The sequence below is a fragment of the Nocardioides sp. S5-5 genome (assembly GCF_054954065.1).
Genome location: NZ_CP199913.1, coordinates 292,996 through 308,158 on the forward strand (window position 1 = coordinate 292,996; position 15,163 = coordinate 308,158).

A 15,163-nucleotide genomic window follows, 5' to 3' on the forward strand; every position below is an offset into this window, starting at 1 on the left:
CTGCGGCCCGGCCGGCTCAGGAGGCGAGCAGCAGCCCGCGGAGCCGACCCAGCACGTCGTCGTCCAGGCCCAACCCGTCGCGCAGGTACGACGACCGGTCGCCGAAGTGCCGGTCGACGGCGGCCCACGCGGTGTCGAGGTACTCGGTCGCGACGACCAGGGTGGGCTCGTAGACGGCGACCGCGTCCGGGCCCAGGTGGCCGGCGATCTCCGCCTCCACCCGGGCCCGGCTCGCGGCGCTGCGGACGTTGGTGAGCAGGTAGTCGCTCTCGATCGTCGAGTCGTCGACGCCGGCGATGTGCAGCAGGAGCGCGGAGACCCAGCCGGTGCGGTCCTTGCCGGCCGAGCAGTGGAAGAGCTGGGGGCCGCCGCTGGCGAGCTGGCGCAGGACGCCGCCGAACGCCGTACGGGAGCGGTCCTCGGTGACGAAGGTGCGGTAGACGTCGTCCATCAGGGCGACGGCGTCCTCGCGTCGCCGCAGGCCCGACATCCGCTCCATCGGGATGCCGATCGCGTCGAAGTGCAGGGCCGCGGCCCCGGGCACGGCCGGGTCGGGGTGGAGCGCGACCTCGGTGGGCGAGCGGAGGTCGATCACGGCACGTAGGCCGAGCGCGCCGAGCCGGCCGTGGTCGTCGTCGGTGAGGCGCAGGTCGTTGGAGCGGTAGAACACGCCGGTGCGCACCGCGCCGCCGTCGGATGTCGCGTAGCCGGTGCCGGCGACGTCGCGGAAGTTGTCGGCGGAGGCGAGGCGGAGCAGCTCGCGGTCGGCCGGTGCGGTCACGGGGTCGCTCCCTGCGAGGGGCCGGTGGCGATCTCGTCGGGGGTCAGTGGCCGCCACGGCGACGGGGCGGCGGCGGTCGACGGGGCCTCGGGGCTGGTGCCCTGGGTCCACCACTGGGCGACGTACGCCGTGCCGTGGAGCTGGACCCGGTCGCCGGCCTCGTAGACGTCCCGGGCGCGCCACTCGGGGTAGGTGCCGGCCGGGACGGTCGGGCTGGGCTCGGGCGTCTCACCGGGCAGCACCGGGCCGATCAGGCGCCACGCCGAGGCGCTCGCCTCGATCGTCGGGTCGTCGGGCACGTCGCCGCTGGTCCACCACTTCGCGACGTAGACGTTCTGCTTCCACACGACCCGCTGGTCCTCGAGGTAGATCACCTCGGGGTCCCAGACCGGGTAGGGGCTGGTGGCCGGGTCGTCGGTCGTGGCGGTGGCGGTCGGCGTCGCGGTGGCGGTGGGGCCGGCGGAGGAGGTCACCGGGCCGCCCTCGAGCCGGCGGGACAGGAGCCGCGCGAAGGCGCCGGTGTCCTGGTCGACGCCGCTGCAGGAGTCCGAGACCCTGGTCACGTCGGGCCAGTTGCTGCTGCACTCCCGGTCGCGGTTGAGCGACCACAGGGACAGACGGCCGAGCCGCTTGCCGTCGGCGAACGACTTGAGCCGCTCGGCGTCCTCGAGGGTGAACACCTCGCCGGCGACGTCGTTCTGGCCGGCCATCGGGGTCGCGCCGAGCGCGCGCCACAGCTGGGCGGCGGTGCGGTGGTCCCCGGCGTCGTCGTACAGGTCGCCGAGCTGCTCGTGGGTGCTCTCCAGCGCCTCGACCGCGGTGTCGCCGAGGTCCTGGCCCCGCTCGCGGCTGTCGCCGTAGTCCATGGTCATCACGTTGACGCCGGTCAGGTCGACGCCGCCGCCGATCATGGACCGCACCAGCGTGAGCCCCTCGTCCGTGAGCCCCTGGGGAGCCACCGGCAGGGTCAGCCAGACCTCGACGCCGGTGCTCTCCTGGAGTCGGGCGACAGCGGCGGTACGACGCTCGTTGGCCGCCGTGTCCGACAGCGCCGCGCCCTCGACGTCGAGGTCGATGACGTCGAGGTCGTAGCGGCCGACCACGGCTCGGTAGGCGTCGTACAGGTCGTCGGGGTCGGTGCAGGCCACGGCGAGCTCGGTGTTGGCCTGCCCGCCGAAGGACACGATGGGGGTGCCGCCGAGCTGGTGCAGCCGGGCGATCCGGCGGTCGAGGTCGAGCTGCTCGCCCGCCTCGGGCAGGGTGTAGTGGGTGCCCCAGGTCGGCGTGCAGGGGTCGTCGCTCGCCGCGACCACGAAGGACAGCACGGCATTGGCGCCGGCGCCCTTCTCCGGCTCCTCGAAGGGCAACGACGGGGTCGCGGTCACGTCGACGTAGCCCGCGAACCAGGAGTCCTGCGGGACCTTCACCCGGGCGTCCTGGAACCACCGCCAGCCCCGCAACGAGGCGAAGACCAGCGCCCCTGCCACCAGGACGACGACCACCAGACGCGCCCATGACAGGCGTCGACCCTCGACCAAGCCCACGCTCGCTCCATCCCTCGTTGTTCGCCGTTCGCCCTCCCGCAGCCCGGTCGGCGACTACCCTACGAGGCGGGAGCCGGGCGTGGGGACGAACGGCAGCAGCTGGGCCGGGGAGGGTTCACATGCGAGGGAGTGCCACCGTGCGCGCCGAGAGGGCTGCGCCGGTACGCCGACGGCAATGGGGGGCGGAGCGCCGGTCCGAGCCGATGCCGATCGTGCATCTGCGCCCCAGCACCGCCAAGCTGACCTGGGGCCGGATCGCGATCACCGCGACCGTGCTGTTCTGGTTCGCCTACCTGGTCTCGACGATCGTGCGGCACTTCCTCAACGACGTCGGCGGCTTCCGGTTCACGATGGAGGCGATCTCCTACCTGGCCGTCGTCACCCTGCTCAGCTTCTCGGCGCTGATGTACCTCGTCGCCCGCCAGGGGGCGCTCAAGCGGTTCCGGGCCCACCAGCGGGTCCCCCGCGGCCTGCTGGACGGGCACTTCACCGACACCCACCACCCGCTGACGGTCCTCGTGCCGTCGTACGCCGAGGAGCCCGACGTCGTCCGGCTCACCCTGTGGAGCGCGGCGCTGCAGGAGTACCCGGACCTGCGGGTCGTGCTCCTCGTGGACGACCCGCCGTTCCCCGAGGACCCGGCGGTGGCGGCCCGCCTCGACGCCACCCGGGCACTCGCGGGCGACATCGAGACGGCTCTCGCCGTCCCTCGCGACCGGGCCGTCGCCGCCTACGAGGTCGCGTGCGGCGAGCTCGGCTCGGCCCCGGTCGCCGGCCGCGGGCGGCTGGCCGCCCTGGCCGAGGAGTACCGCGCCGCCGCGGAGTGGCTGGAGGAGATGGCCGAGCAGGAGACGGTCGCCGACCACGTCGCGGAGTTCTTCGTCGACCAGGTGCTGATGGGCCTGGCCAGCGAGCTGCGGCTCTCGCTGCTCGCGATCGAGGCGGCCGTCGAGCAGGGCGGACAGATGCCCGCCGAGCGGGTCCGCCAGCTGCACCGCCGGCTGGTGTGGATCTTCGGGGCCCGGCTGGAGGGCTTCGAGCGCAAGCGCTACGCCTCCCTGTCCCAGGAGGCCAACAAGGCGATGAACATCAACGCCTACCTCGGCCTGATGGGCGCCACCTGGCGGCCGGCCGAGTCGGCCGAGGGCACGCTCCTGTCCCGCATCGCGCCGGAGGACGCCCGCGACGGGGACCTCGTCATCCCCGGCAGCGAGTACGTCCTCACCCTCGACGCGGACTCCCAGCTGCTGCGCGACTACTGCCTGCGCCTGGTCTACTTCCTCGAGCAGCCGGAGAACGACGACGTCGCGATCACGCAGACGCCGTACTCGTCGTACCGAGGAGCTCCGACCCGGATCGAGCGGATCGCCGGTGCCACCACCGACATCCAGCACATCCTGCACCAGGGCATGACCTACCACGACGCGACCTTCTGGGTGGGCGCGAACGCCGTGATCCGGCGCCGCGCGCTCGACGACATCGTGCAGGTCGAGACCGTGGGCGGCTTCGAGATCCGGACCTACATCCAGGACCGCACCGTCATCGAGGACACCGAGTCGAGCATCGACCTCGCCGCCGCAGGTTGGCGGCTGGTCAACTACCCCGAGCGGCTGAGCTACAGCGCCACCCCGCCCGACTTCGGCTCGCTGGTCGTGCAGCGCCGACGCTGGGCCAACGGCGGGCTGCTGATCTTCCCCAAGTTCTGGGCGCAGCGCAGGCCGCGCGCCGCGGCGGGCCTGCCGATCCGGTGGGGCGAGTTCACGCTCCGGCTCAACTACATGGCCTCGATCGCCTGGGCGACCTTCGCGCTCCTGCTGCTCCTGTTCTACCCGTACGACGGCCGGCTGCTCTCGCCGCTGGTGATCGGCGCCGCACTGCCGTACTTCCTGTGCATGGCCAGCGACCTGCGCCTGTGCGGCCATCGCCGGCTCGACGTGTTCCGGATCTACGGCTTCAACCTGGTCCTGCTGCCCGTCAACCTCGCGGGCGTGCTCAAGTCCGTCCAGCAGGCGTTCACCGGCGAGAAGATCCCGTTCGCGCGCACCCCGAAGGTCCGCAACCGGACGGCGGCCCCGGGCCTGCACGTGCTGGTGCCCTACCTGGTGGTGATCTACTCGCTGATCACCGCCTGGCGCAGCTACCAGCACGAGAACTGGGGCAACCTGGCGTTCGCGCTGTTCAACGCGGTCCTCGCCGCCGCCGCGATCCGGGCCTACATCGGCCTGCGCAGCTCGATCGTCGACATGGCCATGGGCGTCGTCAACTGGCTGTTCGTGCCCGTCCGCAAACCGGCTCCGGTGCTCGCCGAGCCGACCGGTCCGGGACCCGTCGACTGGCAGGGCATCCTCTACCACGGTGACCGCAGGCTCGGGCGCGACCTGCGCCGCAAGGGCGACCGGCGCAGGCGGATCGCCCGCCCGCGGACCGCGCGGCGGCGCTGACGCTGAGGCGGGGCCGGGGGCGGGGCGCGGGTTTCTCAAGGGATGCAGGCAAACCTGCACTTCCCCGTTCAAATTTGGCACGGGAAGCGCAGGTTTGCCTGCATCCCTTGAGAAACCGCCAGCGCCGACCCGAGGCCCGCGCCGCCGGTCAGTCACGGCGGGGCGGTCGCGGGACGAACCGCGCCGTCCGGGCGGCGTACGCCGGATAGCCGGGCCGCTGCATCATGGTCTGCTCGATCAGCTTGGCGCCGGTCGCCTCGCTGAGGAACCAGGTCATCGCGAGCGGCGCGACGACCGTGGCCAGGCCCGCGACCCAGCCGGAGGCGAGCCCGCCGGCGAGCCACAGGCCCCACCACACGCAGGCGTCGCCGAAGTAGTTGGGGTGCCGGGTCCAGGCCCACAGCCCGGTGTCGAGGACCTGCGGGCGCTCCTCGCGCGGCCGGGAGCGGTACGCCGCCAGCTGGGCGTCGCCCACCGCCTCGAAGAACAGCCCGACCGCCCACACCACCACGCCGGCCACCACGACCGGGACCCAGCGCACGGAGAGCACCACCCCGACCGAGACCGGCAGCGCGATCACCGGGACCAGCGCGCCCTGCAGCGCGAACACCTTCCGCACGGCGCGGGCCATCCCGACGTCGGCGAGGGTGCCGCCGAGCTGCTTCTCGTAGCGCGGGTCCTCGCCGTCGTGCCGGGCCGTACGTCGGCCGATGTGCCAGGCCAGCCGGCCGCCCCAGAGCACGACGAGGGCGACCAGCAGCCAGGTCCGCGGGCCCGAGCCCGCGTCCCCGGCCGCCGCCCCCGCCCCACACGCGAGCGCCGCGACGGCGAACGCGGCCCCCCAGGCCACGTCGACGACGGCCACCCGTCCCTGGCGGCGCGCGACCACCGCGGTCGCCGTCATCACGATCGCCGCCGCGGCGACCGAGAGGACGATCGAGAGGACGATGCTGAGCACCACCGTCATGCGGACCGCCTCAGCAGCAGCTGGTCGACGCCCATCCGCCCGTCGCGGAAGGCCATCGAGCCGCCGACCAGGTAGAGCCGCCAGACCCGGACCAGCTCCTCGCCGACCAGCGCGGTGATCGCGTCCAGGTTCTCCTCGAAGCGCTCCAGCCAGCCGGCGACGGTCAGCACGTAGTGCTCGCGCAGCGCCTCCACGCCGCGCAGCTCCAGCCCGGCCGCCTCCAGCAGGCCGATGGTGGCGCCGACCGGGCGCATGTGCATGTCCGGTGCGATGAAGGACTCGATGAACGGCCCGCCGCCGGGATGGCTCGCGCCGCGCGACATCTGCTGCACCAGCACCCGGCCGCCGGGGCGCACGGAGTCGTGCAGCACCCGGGCGTACGCCGGGTAGTTGCGCTCGCCGACGTGCTCGCCCATCTCGAGCGAGGCGACCGCGTCGTACTCGGCGCCCGGGACCGGCACCGCGTCGCGGTAGTCGCACAGCCGGATCTCCACGCGGTCGGCGACTCCCCGGCGCCGGGCCGCGGCCTCCGCGAACCGGCGCTGCTCCGCCGAGATGGTCACGCCGACGACGCGCGCGCCGTAGTGCTCCGCCGCGTGCAGCGACAGCGAGCCCCAGCCGCAGCCGACGTCGAGCAGCCGCATCCCGGCCTCCAGGCCGACCTTGCGGCAGACCAGGTCCAGCTTGGCCTCCTGCGCGTCGGCGAGCGGCTGGTCGGGCGAGGAGTGGTAGCCGCAGGAGTACGCCATGGTCCGCTCGTCGAGGATCAACGCGTAGAAGTCGGCGGTGGTGTCGTAGTGGTGGCTGATCGCCCGGCGGTCCCGGTCCTTGCTGTGCAGCCGCCCACGCACCCGCGCCTGGGTGGCGGGCGCCGCCGGTGGCCGGCCGATCAGGTCCAGGCCGACGGCGGTGCGCAGCGCGCCGGCCAGCGCGCCGAGTGACGCTCGCCGCGGGAGGTCGCGGTGGGCCGCCACCGCGAAGGCATGGGTCAGGGCCGCGTCCAGGTCGCCGGGTACGTCGAGCTCCCCGGTCACGTAGGCCTGCGCGGCCCCCAGCTCGCCGGGGTGCCAGAGCAGCCGCCGCAGCGCGTCGGGGGAGCGCAGCTCCACGACCGGTGCGTCCACCGGGCCGGCGACGGTGCCGTCCCAGGCGACCAGGCGCACCGGCAGGTCGCCGCCGACGAAGGGCCGCAGCGCGTCGGCGAGCCGGCCCGCGGTGCTCACCGGACCTCCCCGGGCCGGACCAGCGTGAGCTGGTGGTCGTTGATATAGCCGGCGGCGAACCCGGCCCGGCAGTACTCCAGGTAGAAGTGCCACATCCGCAGGAAGGTCTCGTCGAAGCCGAGCCCGACCACCCGGGTGCGGGCCGCCGTGAACGCCTCGTCCCACAGCCGCAGCGTGGTCGCGTAGTGCGGCCCGATCGCCAGGTCCTCCTCGATCCGCAGCGTCGTGTGCGCCCGGGTCACCTCGTCGATCGCCCGCACCGACGGCAGCGCGCCGCCGGGGAAGACGTACTTGGTGATGAAGGTGTGCGTCGACGCCGTGGCGAGCATCCGGTCGTGGGGCAGCGTGATCGCCTGCAGCGCGACCTTCCCGCCGGGTGCGAGGACGTGATCGAGCGTGCGGAAGTACGCCGGCCAGAACTCCCGGCCCACCGCCTCGATCATCTCGACCGACACCACCGCGTCGTATGCCGCGCCGGGCTCGTCGAGCAGCGTCCGGTAGTCGCACAGGTCGACGGTGACCCGGTCGGCGTACCCGGCGGCGGCGATCCGCTCGTGGGCCAGCTCCCGCTGCTCCACCGACAGCGTGATCGACCGGACCGTCGCGCCGCGGGCGGCGGCGCGGATCGCGAGCTCGCCCCAGCCGGTGCCGATCTCCAGCAGTCGGGTGCCCGCCGTGACACCGGCCTGGTCGAGCAGCCGGTCGTACTTGCGGTGCTGAGCGGCGACCAGGTCGTCGGCTCCGGCGCTCGCCGGGTCGGCGAACAGCGCGCTGGAGTAGGACAGAGTCGGGTCGAGGAAGGTCGCGAACAGGTCGTTGGACAGGTCGTAGTGGTGCGCGACATTGACCCGCGCGTTCTCGCGGGTGCCGCGCTGGCTGTGCGGGAGCCGGGGCACCACGAGCGAGCGCAGCCGCTGCAGCGGCGCCGGCACCAGCGTCGTCAGCTCCGCGGCCAGCACGGTGAGGAAGTCGCCGAGCACGCCGTCGCCCGGCTCGCCGTCCTCGGCCCAGGCGCCGCTCACGTAGGCCTCGCCGAACCCGATCAGCTGGTCTCGGCCGAGGCGCGCGAACAGCTCGTCGGGCCGCCGTACGACGACCGCCGGGCCGCCGCGACCCAGCACCTCCTCCGCGCCGTCGGCGTGGTGCAGCCGGACGGTCACGTCGAGCCTGCCGATCGCCCGGCGGAACAGCCACTCGGCGATCCGCGCCGCCGGCCCGCCGGTGCGGACGTGCTCGGGATCGGCGGGGCGTGGCCGGACGGGAAGCCGCCGGGCCCACAGCGCCACGCCGTGCGCCCGGATCAGCGCGGCACCGCGCAGACCGGCGAGCGGCAGCGACGGCGGATCGCAGGGCTCGCCGGCGAGGGCCGCGTCGAAGCGGGCACCGTCGTCGGTGACCAGGCGGACCGCGATCCGCAGTCGGCCGGTGTCCGGGTCGGGCGGCGGCGCGACCACCTCGTAGTGCCCGTCGGTCCCGTGGAAGGGGGACACGTACATCGCCTTGGTCACGGTGCCCCGTCCCTCGTCGTCGGTCTCCAGCAGGTAGGCGTGGCGCTCGCCGTAGGTGTTGTGGACCTCGACGACCGTCGCGTCCGGGGTGCCCTCCCCGGCCGGGTCCGCCCAGCACCAATGCACCGAGATCGGGTTGAAGCAGTGCCCGAACGCCCGAGGCTGAGCGGCCATCAGGGTTCGCCCGCCGCGCAGGTCGATGCCGTGCCCGGCCAGGAACCGGTCGAGACCCTCCCGCACCGATCGGGTGTCTCCGGTGAAGTGGTCGCGACCCTCGAACCGGCCCGGCGCGCCCTCGACGGTCCCGTCCGTCGCGACCCGGTCGAGATCGACCACGCTCAGGTGCGAGCGGTGGGTGAAGGCGTTGCGGAGCGGCTCGCGGCGGCGGTGGGTCAGGGTCGTGGCGTAGGTGGTCGCGGCCGGGGCGTGCGGGTTTCTCAAGGGATGTCGAGAAACCTGCACATCCCTGTTCAAATATGGCGTGGGAAGTGCAGGTTTGGCTGCATCCCTTGAGAAACCCGCACCCCCGAGGATCCGCTCGACCGCCCGCTGCCCCGAGCGCGCGCCGTCCTCGTGGAACCCCCAACCGTGGTATGCCCCGGCGAACACGATCCGGTCGGTGTCGATCTGCGGCAGCCGGGCCTGCGCGGCCACCGACGCCGGTGTGTAGAGCGGGTGCGCGTAGTCGCGCCGCACCAGCACGGTCGCGGGGTCGACGGCGTCCTCGCCGCCGAGCGTCACCAGGTAACGCGTGTCGGTGGGCAGCCGCTGCAGCCGGGTCAGGTCGTAGGTCACCTGGACCCCCTCCTGTGCGACTCGCGGACGGCGGAAGTTCCACGACGCCCAGGCGTCCCGGGCCCGCGGCAGCAGCCGGGTGTCGGTGTGCAGCAGCGCGGTGTTGCTCGAGTACGGGATCGCGTCGAGCACCTCCTTCTGCTCCCGGGTCGGCGCCGCGAGCATCCCGAGCGCCTGGTCCGGGTGCGTCGCGACCACCACGGCGTCGTACGTCTCCCGTCCGGTGGGCGTGGTGATCTCGACGCCGTCGTCGGTCTCCTCGACGGCGTGGACGGGGGTGGCGGTGCGGATCCGGCCGCCCGCCGCCTCGACCGCGGCGGCGATCGCGGTGACATAGGTGGCCGAGCCGCCGGTGACGGTGCGCCAGGGCGGGGAGCCGAGGACCGCGAGCATGCCGTGGTGCTGCAGGAACGCGAAGAGGTACGCCGCCGGGTAGTCCAGTGCCGTGTCCGGGTCGCACGACCACACCGCCGCGACCAACGGCTCCACGAAGTGCCGGCGGAAGTAGGGCGAGAAGCCGTGCGCGTCGAGGAAGGCGGCCAGCGTGGTGAGGTCGTCGCCCGAGGAGGTCAGCAGGCGGCGTGCGGCCCGGTGGAAGCGCGGGACCTCGGTCAGCATCCGCAGGTACGCCGGGTTGCGCTGGTTGCCCGCGCCGGCGGGGAACAGCCCGCGCCGTCCCAGCGCGCCGGCCCACTCCAGGCCGGTGACCTCGTCGCTGGTCGACATCGACATCTCCGACTCCTGCGTCGGTACGCCGAGCTCGTCGAGGATCCGCACCAGCACCGGGTAGGTGCGCCGGTTGTGGACGATGAACCCGCTGTCGATGCGCAGCTCCCGGCCGGTCGGGTCGGTGACGAGGTGCGTGTCGGCGTGCCCGCCGAGCCGGTCGTCGGCCTCGAGGAGGGTGACGTGGGCGCCGGTGCGCGCGGCGAGGTACGCCGCGGTGAGCCCGGCGACGCCGGAGCCCACCACGGCGATCGCACCGGAGGTCGTGGTGGTCATCACGAGTCCAGGGCGAAGAGCGCGATCGGGGTCGTGGTCGGTGCCGGCGAGCCGCCGTCGGGCTCGACGGTGATGCCGACGCCGGTGGCCTCGGACGCGTCGCCGTCGAGGACGTACGTCGTGTCCGGCTCGTCGGGCATCAGCCCGGCCGGGACCATGTCGCCGGCCGGCGTCTGCAGCCACAGCTCGTAGGCCTTGCCGTCGGGCGCCAGCGCCATGTCGGTCGTGCGGATCAGTGCCTTGCCCTCGCTGCGCGAGACCACGATGGTGGCGGTCGACCCGTCGGGGAAGGACTTCTCGACGGTGCTGGCGTCGGCGGCGTTGAGGATCCGCTCGGCGGCGGTGAGCGTCGGCGGCTGCTCGTCGCCGGCCCAGGGGCGGAGCCAGACTAGGCCGACCCCGAGCAGGAGCACGACGGCGGCGGCCACCGCGATCAGCAGCGGGGTGCGACGGCGCAGGGCCGCCACCGTCCCGACGCTGGGCTGCGGGGGCAGTGGGCGGATCCGCCCGATGCCGGCCAGCACCTGGTCGCGGACGGCGACCGGCGGCTCCACGAGGTCGGCGGTGCCGAGCAGGGCGGCGGCCTCGCGGAGGCCGTCGACCTCCTCGCGGCAGTCGGCGCACTGGGCCAGGTGGGTCTCGAAGCGGGCCCGCTCGAGCTCGTCGAGCGCGTCGACGGCGTACGCGCCGGACAGCGCGTGGACGTCCCATCCGTGGGTCTGGTCGTGATCGGTCATCGGCCTACTCCGATCGTGTCGCGCAGCCGGATCAGGCCGTCGCGGATCCTGGTCTTCGCGGTCCCGACCGGCAGGTCGAGGAGGGCGGCCACCTCGGTGTGGCTGTAGCCGCCGAAGTACGCGAGCTCGATCGCCTCGCGCTGCACCTCGGTGAGCTGGCCGAGCGCCGTCCGGACCCGGCGCGCCTCGAGCGACGCGTGCGCCGCCTCGGCGGTGGTGTCGTGCTCGATCGAGCGGTGGGTCTGCTCGTAGGTCACGTCGCGCCGGCTCGCGGCCTCCGCGCTGCGGACCCGGTCCACCGCCTTGCGGTGGGTGATCGTCATCAGCCACGCCAGCGCGCTGCCCCGAGCGGCGTCGTACCGGCTCGCCTGGCGCCAGACCTCGAGGAACACCTCCTGGGTGACCTCCTCGGCCTGTGCCGGGTCGCGCACCACGCGCAGCACCAGGCCGTGGACCCGGGCCGCCGTGGCGTCGTACAGGGTGGCGAAGGCGGCGGTGTCGCCGCGGGCGGCGCGCTGCAGCAGCGGGCCGAGGTCGGGGCCGTGACCGCCGGCCGGCGCCCCCACGTGGGGGACGCCGGCCGGGTCGCCGGGGGCCGGATCCATAGGTGTGATCCTTCCGGTTCGGGTGTGCGCTGGGGAGTGCCCGGAACGGGTCACTTCACCCCGGTGAGAACCTGGTCGATGACGTAGACGGTCGCGTTGGCGGTCGGGATGTTGCCGCAGAGGATCTTGGCGGTGACGGTGCCGTCGGACACGGTCATGCCGCTCTCCGGGTCGCCCTCGATGGTCAGCTGGTCGCCCGCGAGGGTCTCCTGGTCGCCGACGAGCGCCGTCGGGTCGTCGTTCGCGCCGAGCACGTGGTGGGCGAGCACCTTGTAGAGCGCGCTGTCCTGGCCCTTCTCCTTGCCCTCCATGACCATGCCGTTGAGGTCCTTCTCCGGGATCGCGGCGAAGGCGTCGTCGTACGGCGCGAACACGGTCAGCGCCGCGGCGCCGTTGAGCGTGTCGGCGAGTCCGTCGATGCTCGTGACGGCGGTGACCAGGGTGCTGAGCAGCGGGTTGTTGCTCGCCGCGGTGGCCACCGGGTCCTTGACCATGCCGTCGAAGGAGCCGGCGCCCGAGGTCGGGACCGCGGAGCAGCCGGGGCCGAAGGTCTGGGCGGCCGCGCCCTCCTCGGTGCTCGGGGAGTCGCTGGTCATGCCGCTGTCGGTGGACGGCGTGCTGCCGGCGTCGTTCGCGTCGCTGTCGCCGTCGTCACCGCAGGCGGCCAGGGAGACCGACAGGGCGAGGACGGCGGCGGTGGCGCCGGCGGTGCGGGTGAGGCGGTGGAGCTTCATGGTGGTGCCCTTCCGTAGAGGTCGGTGTGCAGGTGATTCGTCGCGGTGGCCGAACCGGATTGGTTGGCCGGAGGTCGAGGAGGTTGCGCGGCAACCGTCACGAGACCCGGACGAGGAGCTCGTGCAGCCCGCTCGCGCCGTTCGGGAACGGCTCGGCGCGGACGGCGGCCTGCGGCTCACCGTTCCCGGCGACCGCGCGGACCGCGATCCGGTGCGAGCCCGGCTCGGCGGACCAGCGGTGGAACCACTGCCGCCAGTAGTCGTCGCCGCCGTCGGGTCCCAGCTGCGCGTCGACCCACGGGCCGCCGTCGAGGCGGACCTGGACGCCGGCGATGCCCCCGCGCTCCTGGGCCCAGGCCACGCCCCCGACGACGACGTCCCCGGCGTCGAGCTCGGCGAGCGCCTTCGGGGTGTCGATGCGCGCGCTGATCTTGATCGGCGCGTCGGTCGCCCAGCCGCGCTCGGTCCAGTAGGCCTGCTGGTCGTCGTACGTCGTCAGGGTGAGTCGGCGCAGCCACTTGGTGGCGCTGATGAACCCGTACAGGCCCGGGATCACCAGCCGCACCGGGAAGCCGTGCTCGCGCGGGAGCGGCTTGCCGTTCATGCCGACCGCGACCAGGGCGTCGCGGCCGTCGGTGGCCAGCGCGAGCGGCGTGCTGATCGTCATGCCGGCGAAGTCGGTCGACAGGATCTGGTCGGCCTTCGTGCTCCCGATCCCCGCGAGGGCCAGTACGTCGGTGAGCCGGACGCCGAGCCAGCGCGCCGCCCCCACGTAGGGACCGCCGACGCTGTTGGACACGCAGGTCAGCGTGATGTCGCGCTCGACGAGCGGCATCGCCAGCAGCTCGTCGAAGCTCAAGGTGACCTTCCGGTCCACGTCGCCGTCGATGGTCAGCGTCCAGTCGTCGGCGCCGATGACGGGGACGTCGAGGCGGGTGTCGACCCGGTAGAAGTCCGCGGCCGGTGTCCGGAACCGGGTGATGCCGGGCACCTGGTCGTCCAGGCCGCGCGGCAGCGGCGGCGCGGGATCGGCCGGCTTCGGGAGGGCGACGTCCTCGGGCCGGGCGCGCAGCCCGGAGACCAGGCGGCCGGCCAGGCCGCTCACCGCGGCCGTGGCGGCGAGCGCGGTGATCGTCAGCAGCACGCCGCGCCGCCCTGCCGCCTCGGCCGCCGCCCCCTGTCGGCCCGGGCCAGCAGCCGTAGCGCGGCCGGCGCGGCGAGCGCCGCGACGAGGCAGGGCAGCAGGTCGAGCGGACCCGCGTCCGGGCGGCTCAGCACGGCCGCGCCCGCCACGGCGACCAGTGCCACCAGCAGCCCGGCCCCGGCCGCCGGTCGCCGGCGCGCCAGGATCCCGGCCAGCGCCGCCAGCACCAGCACGCCCGCGAGCACCGAGCCCACCAGCACGGTCTTGTCCGCGCTGCCGAAGGTGCGGATCGCCCACTCCTTCATCGGCGTCGGCGTCCGGTCGATCACCGCCGAGCCCACGGCCAGGACCGGTGACGTCGCCGGAGCGGTGAGGGCGGCCACCAGGTGGGCGAGCCCGATCCCGACGAGAGTCGCCAGGACGCCGTACCAGGCCCAGCGCAGTGTCCCGAGCAGTCGCATCCTCATGGGAGTGGTTCGTCGCCGACCACCCCGCCGGATCGCCCGGGAGGTCAGCAGTGCTGCACGACGGTCTCCGACGCCGCGATCAGCGCGGAGGTTTCTTCGAGCCGTCGACCGTTCGCCGGGCGGCGACGTCGCGCGTCCAGGCCGCCCCGAGAGCGAACTGGCTCTGCGTTCCGTAGTGCGCCATCGCACCGCGGATCCGGCGCTGTGCGGTGCGGGCCGACAGGCCGAGCGCCCGGCCCGCCGACTCGATGGTGGCGCCGTGCTCGAGCAGGCCCAGCAGGGCGTCCCACTCGGCCACCGCGGTCGCGGGACTGCGGCCGGGCGCCGGGACGGACTCGGTCCACAGCAGGTCGAAGTAGCCGGTCAACGCCCGGGCGATGGACCGGTTGCCGACCAGGACGAGGTCGACGAGGTCGGCACGTCCCCACTGGATCGGGAGCGCGGCCATGTGCTCCGAGACCATCATCCAGCTCGGCACCCGGGGGTGGATGCGGACCTTGGCACACGACGCGATCCCGGCGAAGGCGCGCGCCGGGTCCGGGTCCGACACGGCGGCGCTGGCGACCACCACCCGGACGTCCACCCCCATCTCGACCAGGTACGCCTCGGCCTCCTCGGGGTCGGCGCCGACGTCCGCGACGCCCACCACCTCGGGCATGAACATGCTGATCCGCTGCGGTGGCTGCGATGCCAGCTGGCGCGTCCAGATCTCCGCCATCGGCACCGGCCCGCGGATCACCTCGATGACGTGCGGGTCGTCGAGGTGGGAGCGCAGCGCCCAGTTCTCGACCAGGGCGGGGAGCTCCTGCAGCAGGCACTCCACATCGTCGAGTCGCCGGCGGACGCCGTCGAGCCGGTCGCCGACCTGCGCGATGGTGCGCTGCTCCGGGGACTGGTAGCCGAGGCTCTCCCCGTCCCAGACCAGGTAGCCCCGCTCGGCCAGCGCGGCCAGGCAGCGCTCGGTCGCCGCTTCGGTGAGACCGAGGACCTCGGCCGCCTCCGTGGTGTTGACCGGACGCCAACGCAACAGCGCGGGCAGCGCGGTCCGGGCGGATACGCCGTCGTCCGGTCCGGAGGGCCCTGAGGGGAGCGTGCTCATCGGTTTCCTCGCATCTGCCGTCGTCGATGCCGTCGACCGTGGCGGGTTCACGTCATGGCCGTACGGCGCCAAACCCCGCGTCCTAACCTGCCACAGGTACACCCCCTCCGGGTCTC

12 protein-coding genes are annotated in these 15,163 nt (G+C 73.7%); 1 reads left to right on the forward strand and 11 read right to left on the reverse strand.

Annotation, left to right across the window (positions count from 1 at the left end; genetic code table 11):
• Positions 1 to 16: 16 nt before the first annotated feature.
• Entirely contained in the window at positions 17 to 781 is a 765-nt protein-coding gene (locus ACUP6Y_RS01325; RefSeq protein ID WP_462553799.1) for a tyrosine-protein phosphatase, read from the reverse strand.
• Positions 778 to 2,325 carry a chitinase gene (locus tag ACUP6Y_RS01330; protein ID WP_462553800.1) on the reverse strand — a complete coding sequence of 516 codons (1,548 nt, stop codon included), beginning with the start codon at positions 2,323 to 2,325 and terminating at the stop codon, positions 778 to 780. The genes ACUP6Y_RS01325 and ACUP6Y_RS01330 overlap by 4 nt, the downstream gene beginning before the upstream one ends.
• A gap of 119 nt (positions 2,326 to 2,444) precedes the next feature.
• On the opposite strand from ACUP6Y_RS01330, the gene ACUP6Y_RS01335 reads away from it, so the two are divergent.
• Entirely contained in the window at positions 2,445 to 4,766 is a 2,322-nt protein-coding gene (locus tag ACUP6Y_RS01335; protein ID WP_462553801.1) for a glycosyltransferase family 2 protein, read from the forward strand.
• 148 nt (positions 4,767 to 4,914) lie between these two features.
• Here ACUP6Y_RS01335 and ACUP6Y_RS01340 read toward each other — a convergent pair whose 3' ends face one another.
• The 9 genes from ACUP6Y_RS01340 to ACUP6Y_RS01380 all read right to left on the reverse strand — a co-directional run bounded on the left by ACUP6Y_RS01340 (position 4,915) and on the right by ACUP6Y_RS01380 (position 15,047).
• The gene (locus tag ACUP6Y_RS01340) at positions 4,915 to 5,733 is read right to left on the reverse strand and encodes a DUF1295 domain-containing protein (RefSeq protein WP_462553802.1); all 819 of its coding nucleotides are present in this window, start codon (positions 5,731 to 5,733) and stop codon (positions 4,915 to 4,917) included.
• Positions 5,730 to 6,956 carry a class I SAM-dependent methyltransferase gene (locus tag ACUP6Y_RS01345; RefSeq protein ID WP_462553803.1) on the reverse strand — a complete coding sequence of 409 codons (1,227 nt, stop codon included), beginning with the start codon at positions 6,954 to 6,956 and terminating at the stop codon, positions 5,730 to 5,732. Before ACUP6Y_RS01345 ends, ACUP6Y_RS01340 begins: the two co-directional genes overlap by 4 nt.
• A complete protein-coding gene (locus ACUP6Y_RS01350) occupies positions 6,953 to 10,261 on the reverse strand; it encodes an FAD-dependent oxidoreductase (protein ID WP_462553804.1) in 3,309 nt (1,102 codons plus the stop codon). Before ACUP6Y_RS01350 ends, ACUP6Y_RS01345 begins: the two co-directional genes overlap by 4 nt.
• On the reverse strand, positions 10,261 to 10,998 hold the full coding sequence (locus tag ACUP6Y_RS01355; protein ID WP_462553805.1) for an anti-sigma factor: 738 nt from the start codon (positions 10,996 to 10,998) through the stop codon (positions 10,261 to 10,263). The genes ACUP6Y_RS01350 and ACUP6Y_RS01355 overlap by 1 nt, the downstream gene beginning before the upstream one ends.
• The gene (gene sigK / locus ACUP6Y_RS01360; protein ID WP_462553806.1) at positions 10,995 to 11,603 is read right to left on the reverse strand and encodes an ECF RNA polymerase sigma factor SigK; all 609 of its coding nucleotides are present in this window, start codon (positions 11,601 to 11,603) and stop codon (positions 10,995 to 10,997) included. Before sigK ends, ACUP6Y_RS01355 begins: the two co-directional genes overlap by 4 nt.
• Positions 11,604 to 11,653: 50 nt before the next feature.
• Positions 11,654 to 12,337 (reverse strand): fasciclin domain-containing protein, encoded by a 684-nt coding sequence (locus ACUP6Y_RS01365; protein WP_462553807.1) that lies wholly within the window; start codon positions 12,335 to 12,337, stop codon positions 11,654 to 11,656.
• Between the two features lie 97 nt (positions 12,338 to 12,434).
• On the reverse strand, positions 12,435 to 13,481 hold the full coding sequence (locus ACUP6Y_RS01370) for a molybdopterin-dependent oxidoreductase (protein ID WP_462553808.1): 1,047 nt from the start codon (positions 13,479 to 13,481) through the stop codon (positions 12,435 to 12,437).
• Complete coding sequence (locus tag ACUP6Y_RS01375; RefSeq protein WP_462553809.1) at positions 13,472 to 13,948, reverse strand: hypothetical protein; 477 nt, start codon at positions 13,946 to 13,948, stop codon at positions 13,472 to 13,474. The genes ACUP6Y_RS01370 and ACUP6Y_RS01375 overlap by 10 nt, the downstream gene beginning before the upstream one ends.
• A 79-nt stretch (positions 13,949 to 14,027) precedes the next feature.
• The gene (locus ACUP6Y_RS01380) at positions 14,028 to 15,047 is read right to left on the reverse strand and encodes a helix-turn-helix domain-containing protein (protein ID WP_462553810.1); all 1,020 of its coding nucleotides are present in this window, start codon (positions 15,045 to 15,047) and stop codon (positions 14,028 to 14,030) included.
• Positions 15,048 to 15,163 lie beyond the last annotated feature (116 nt).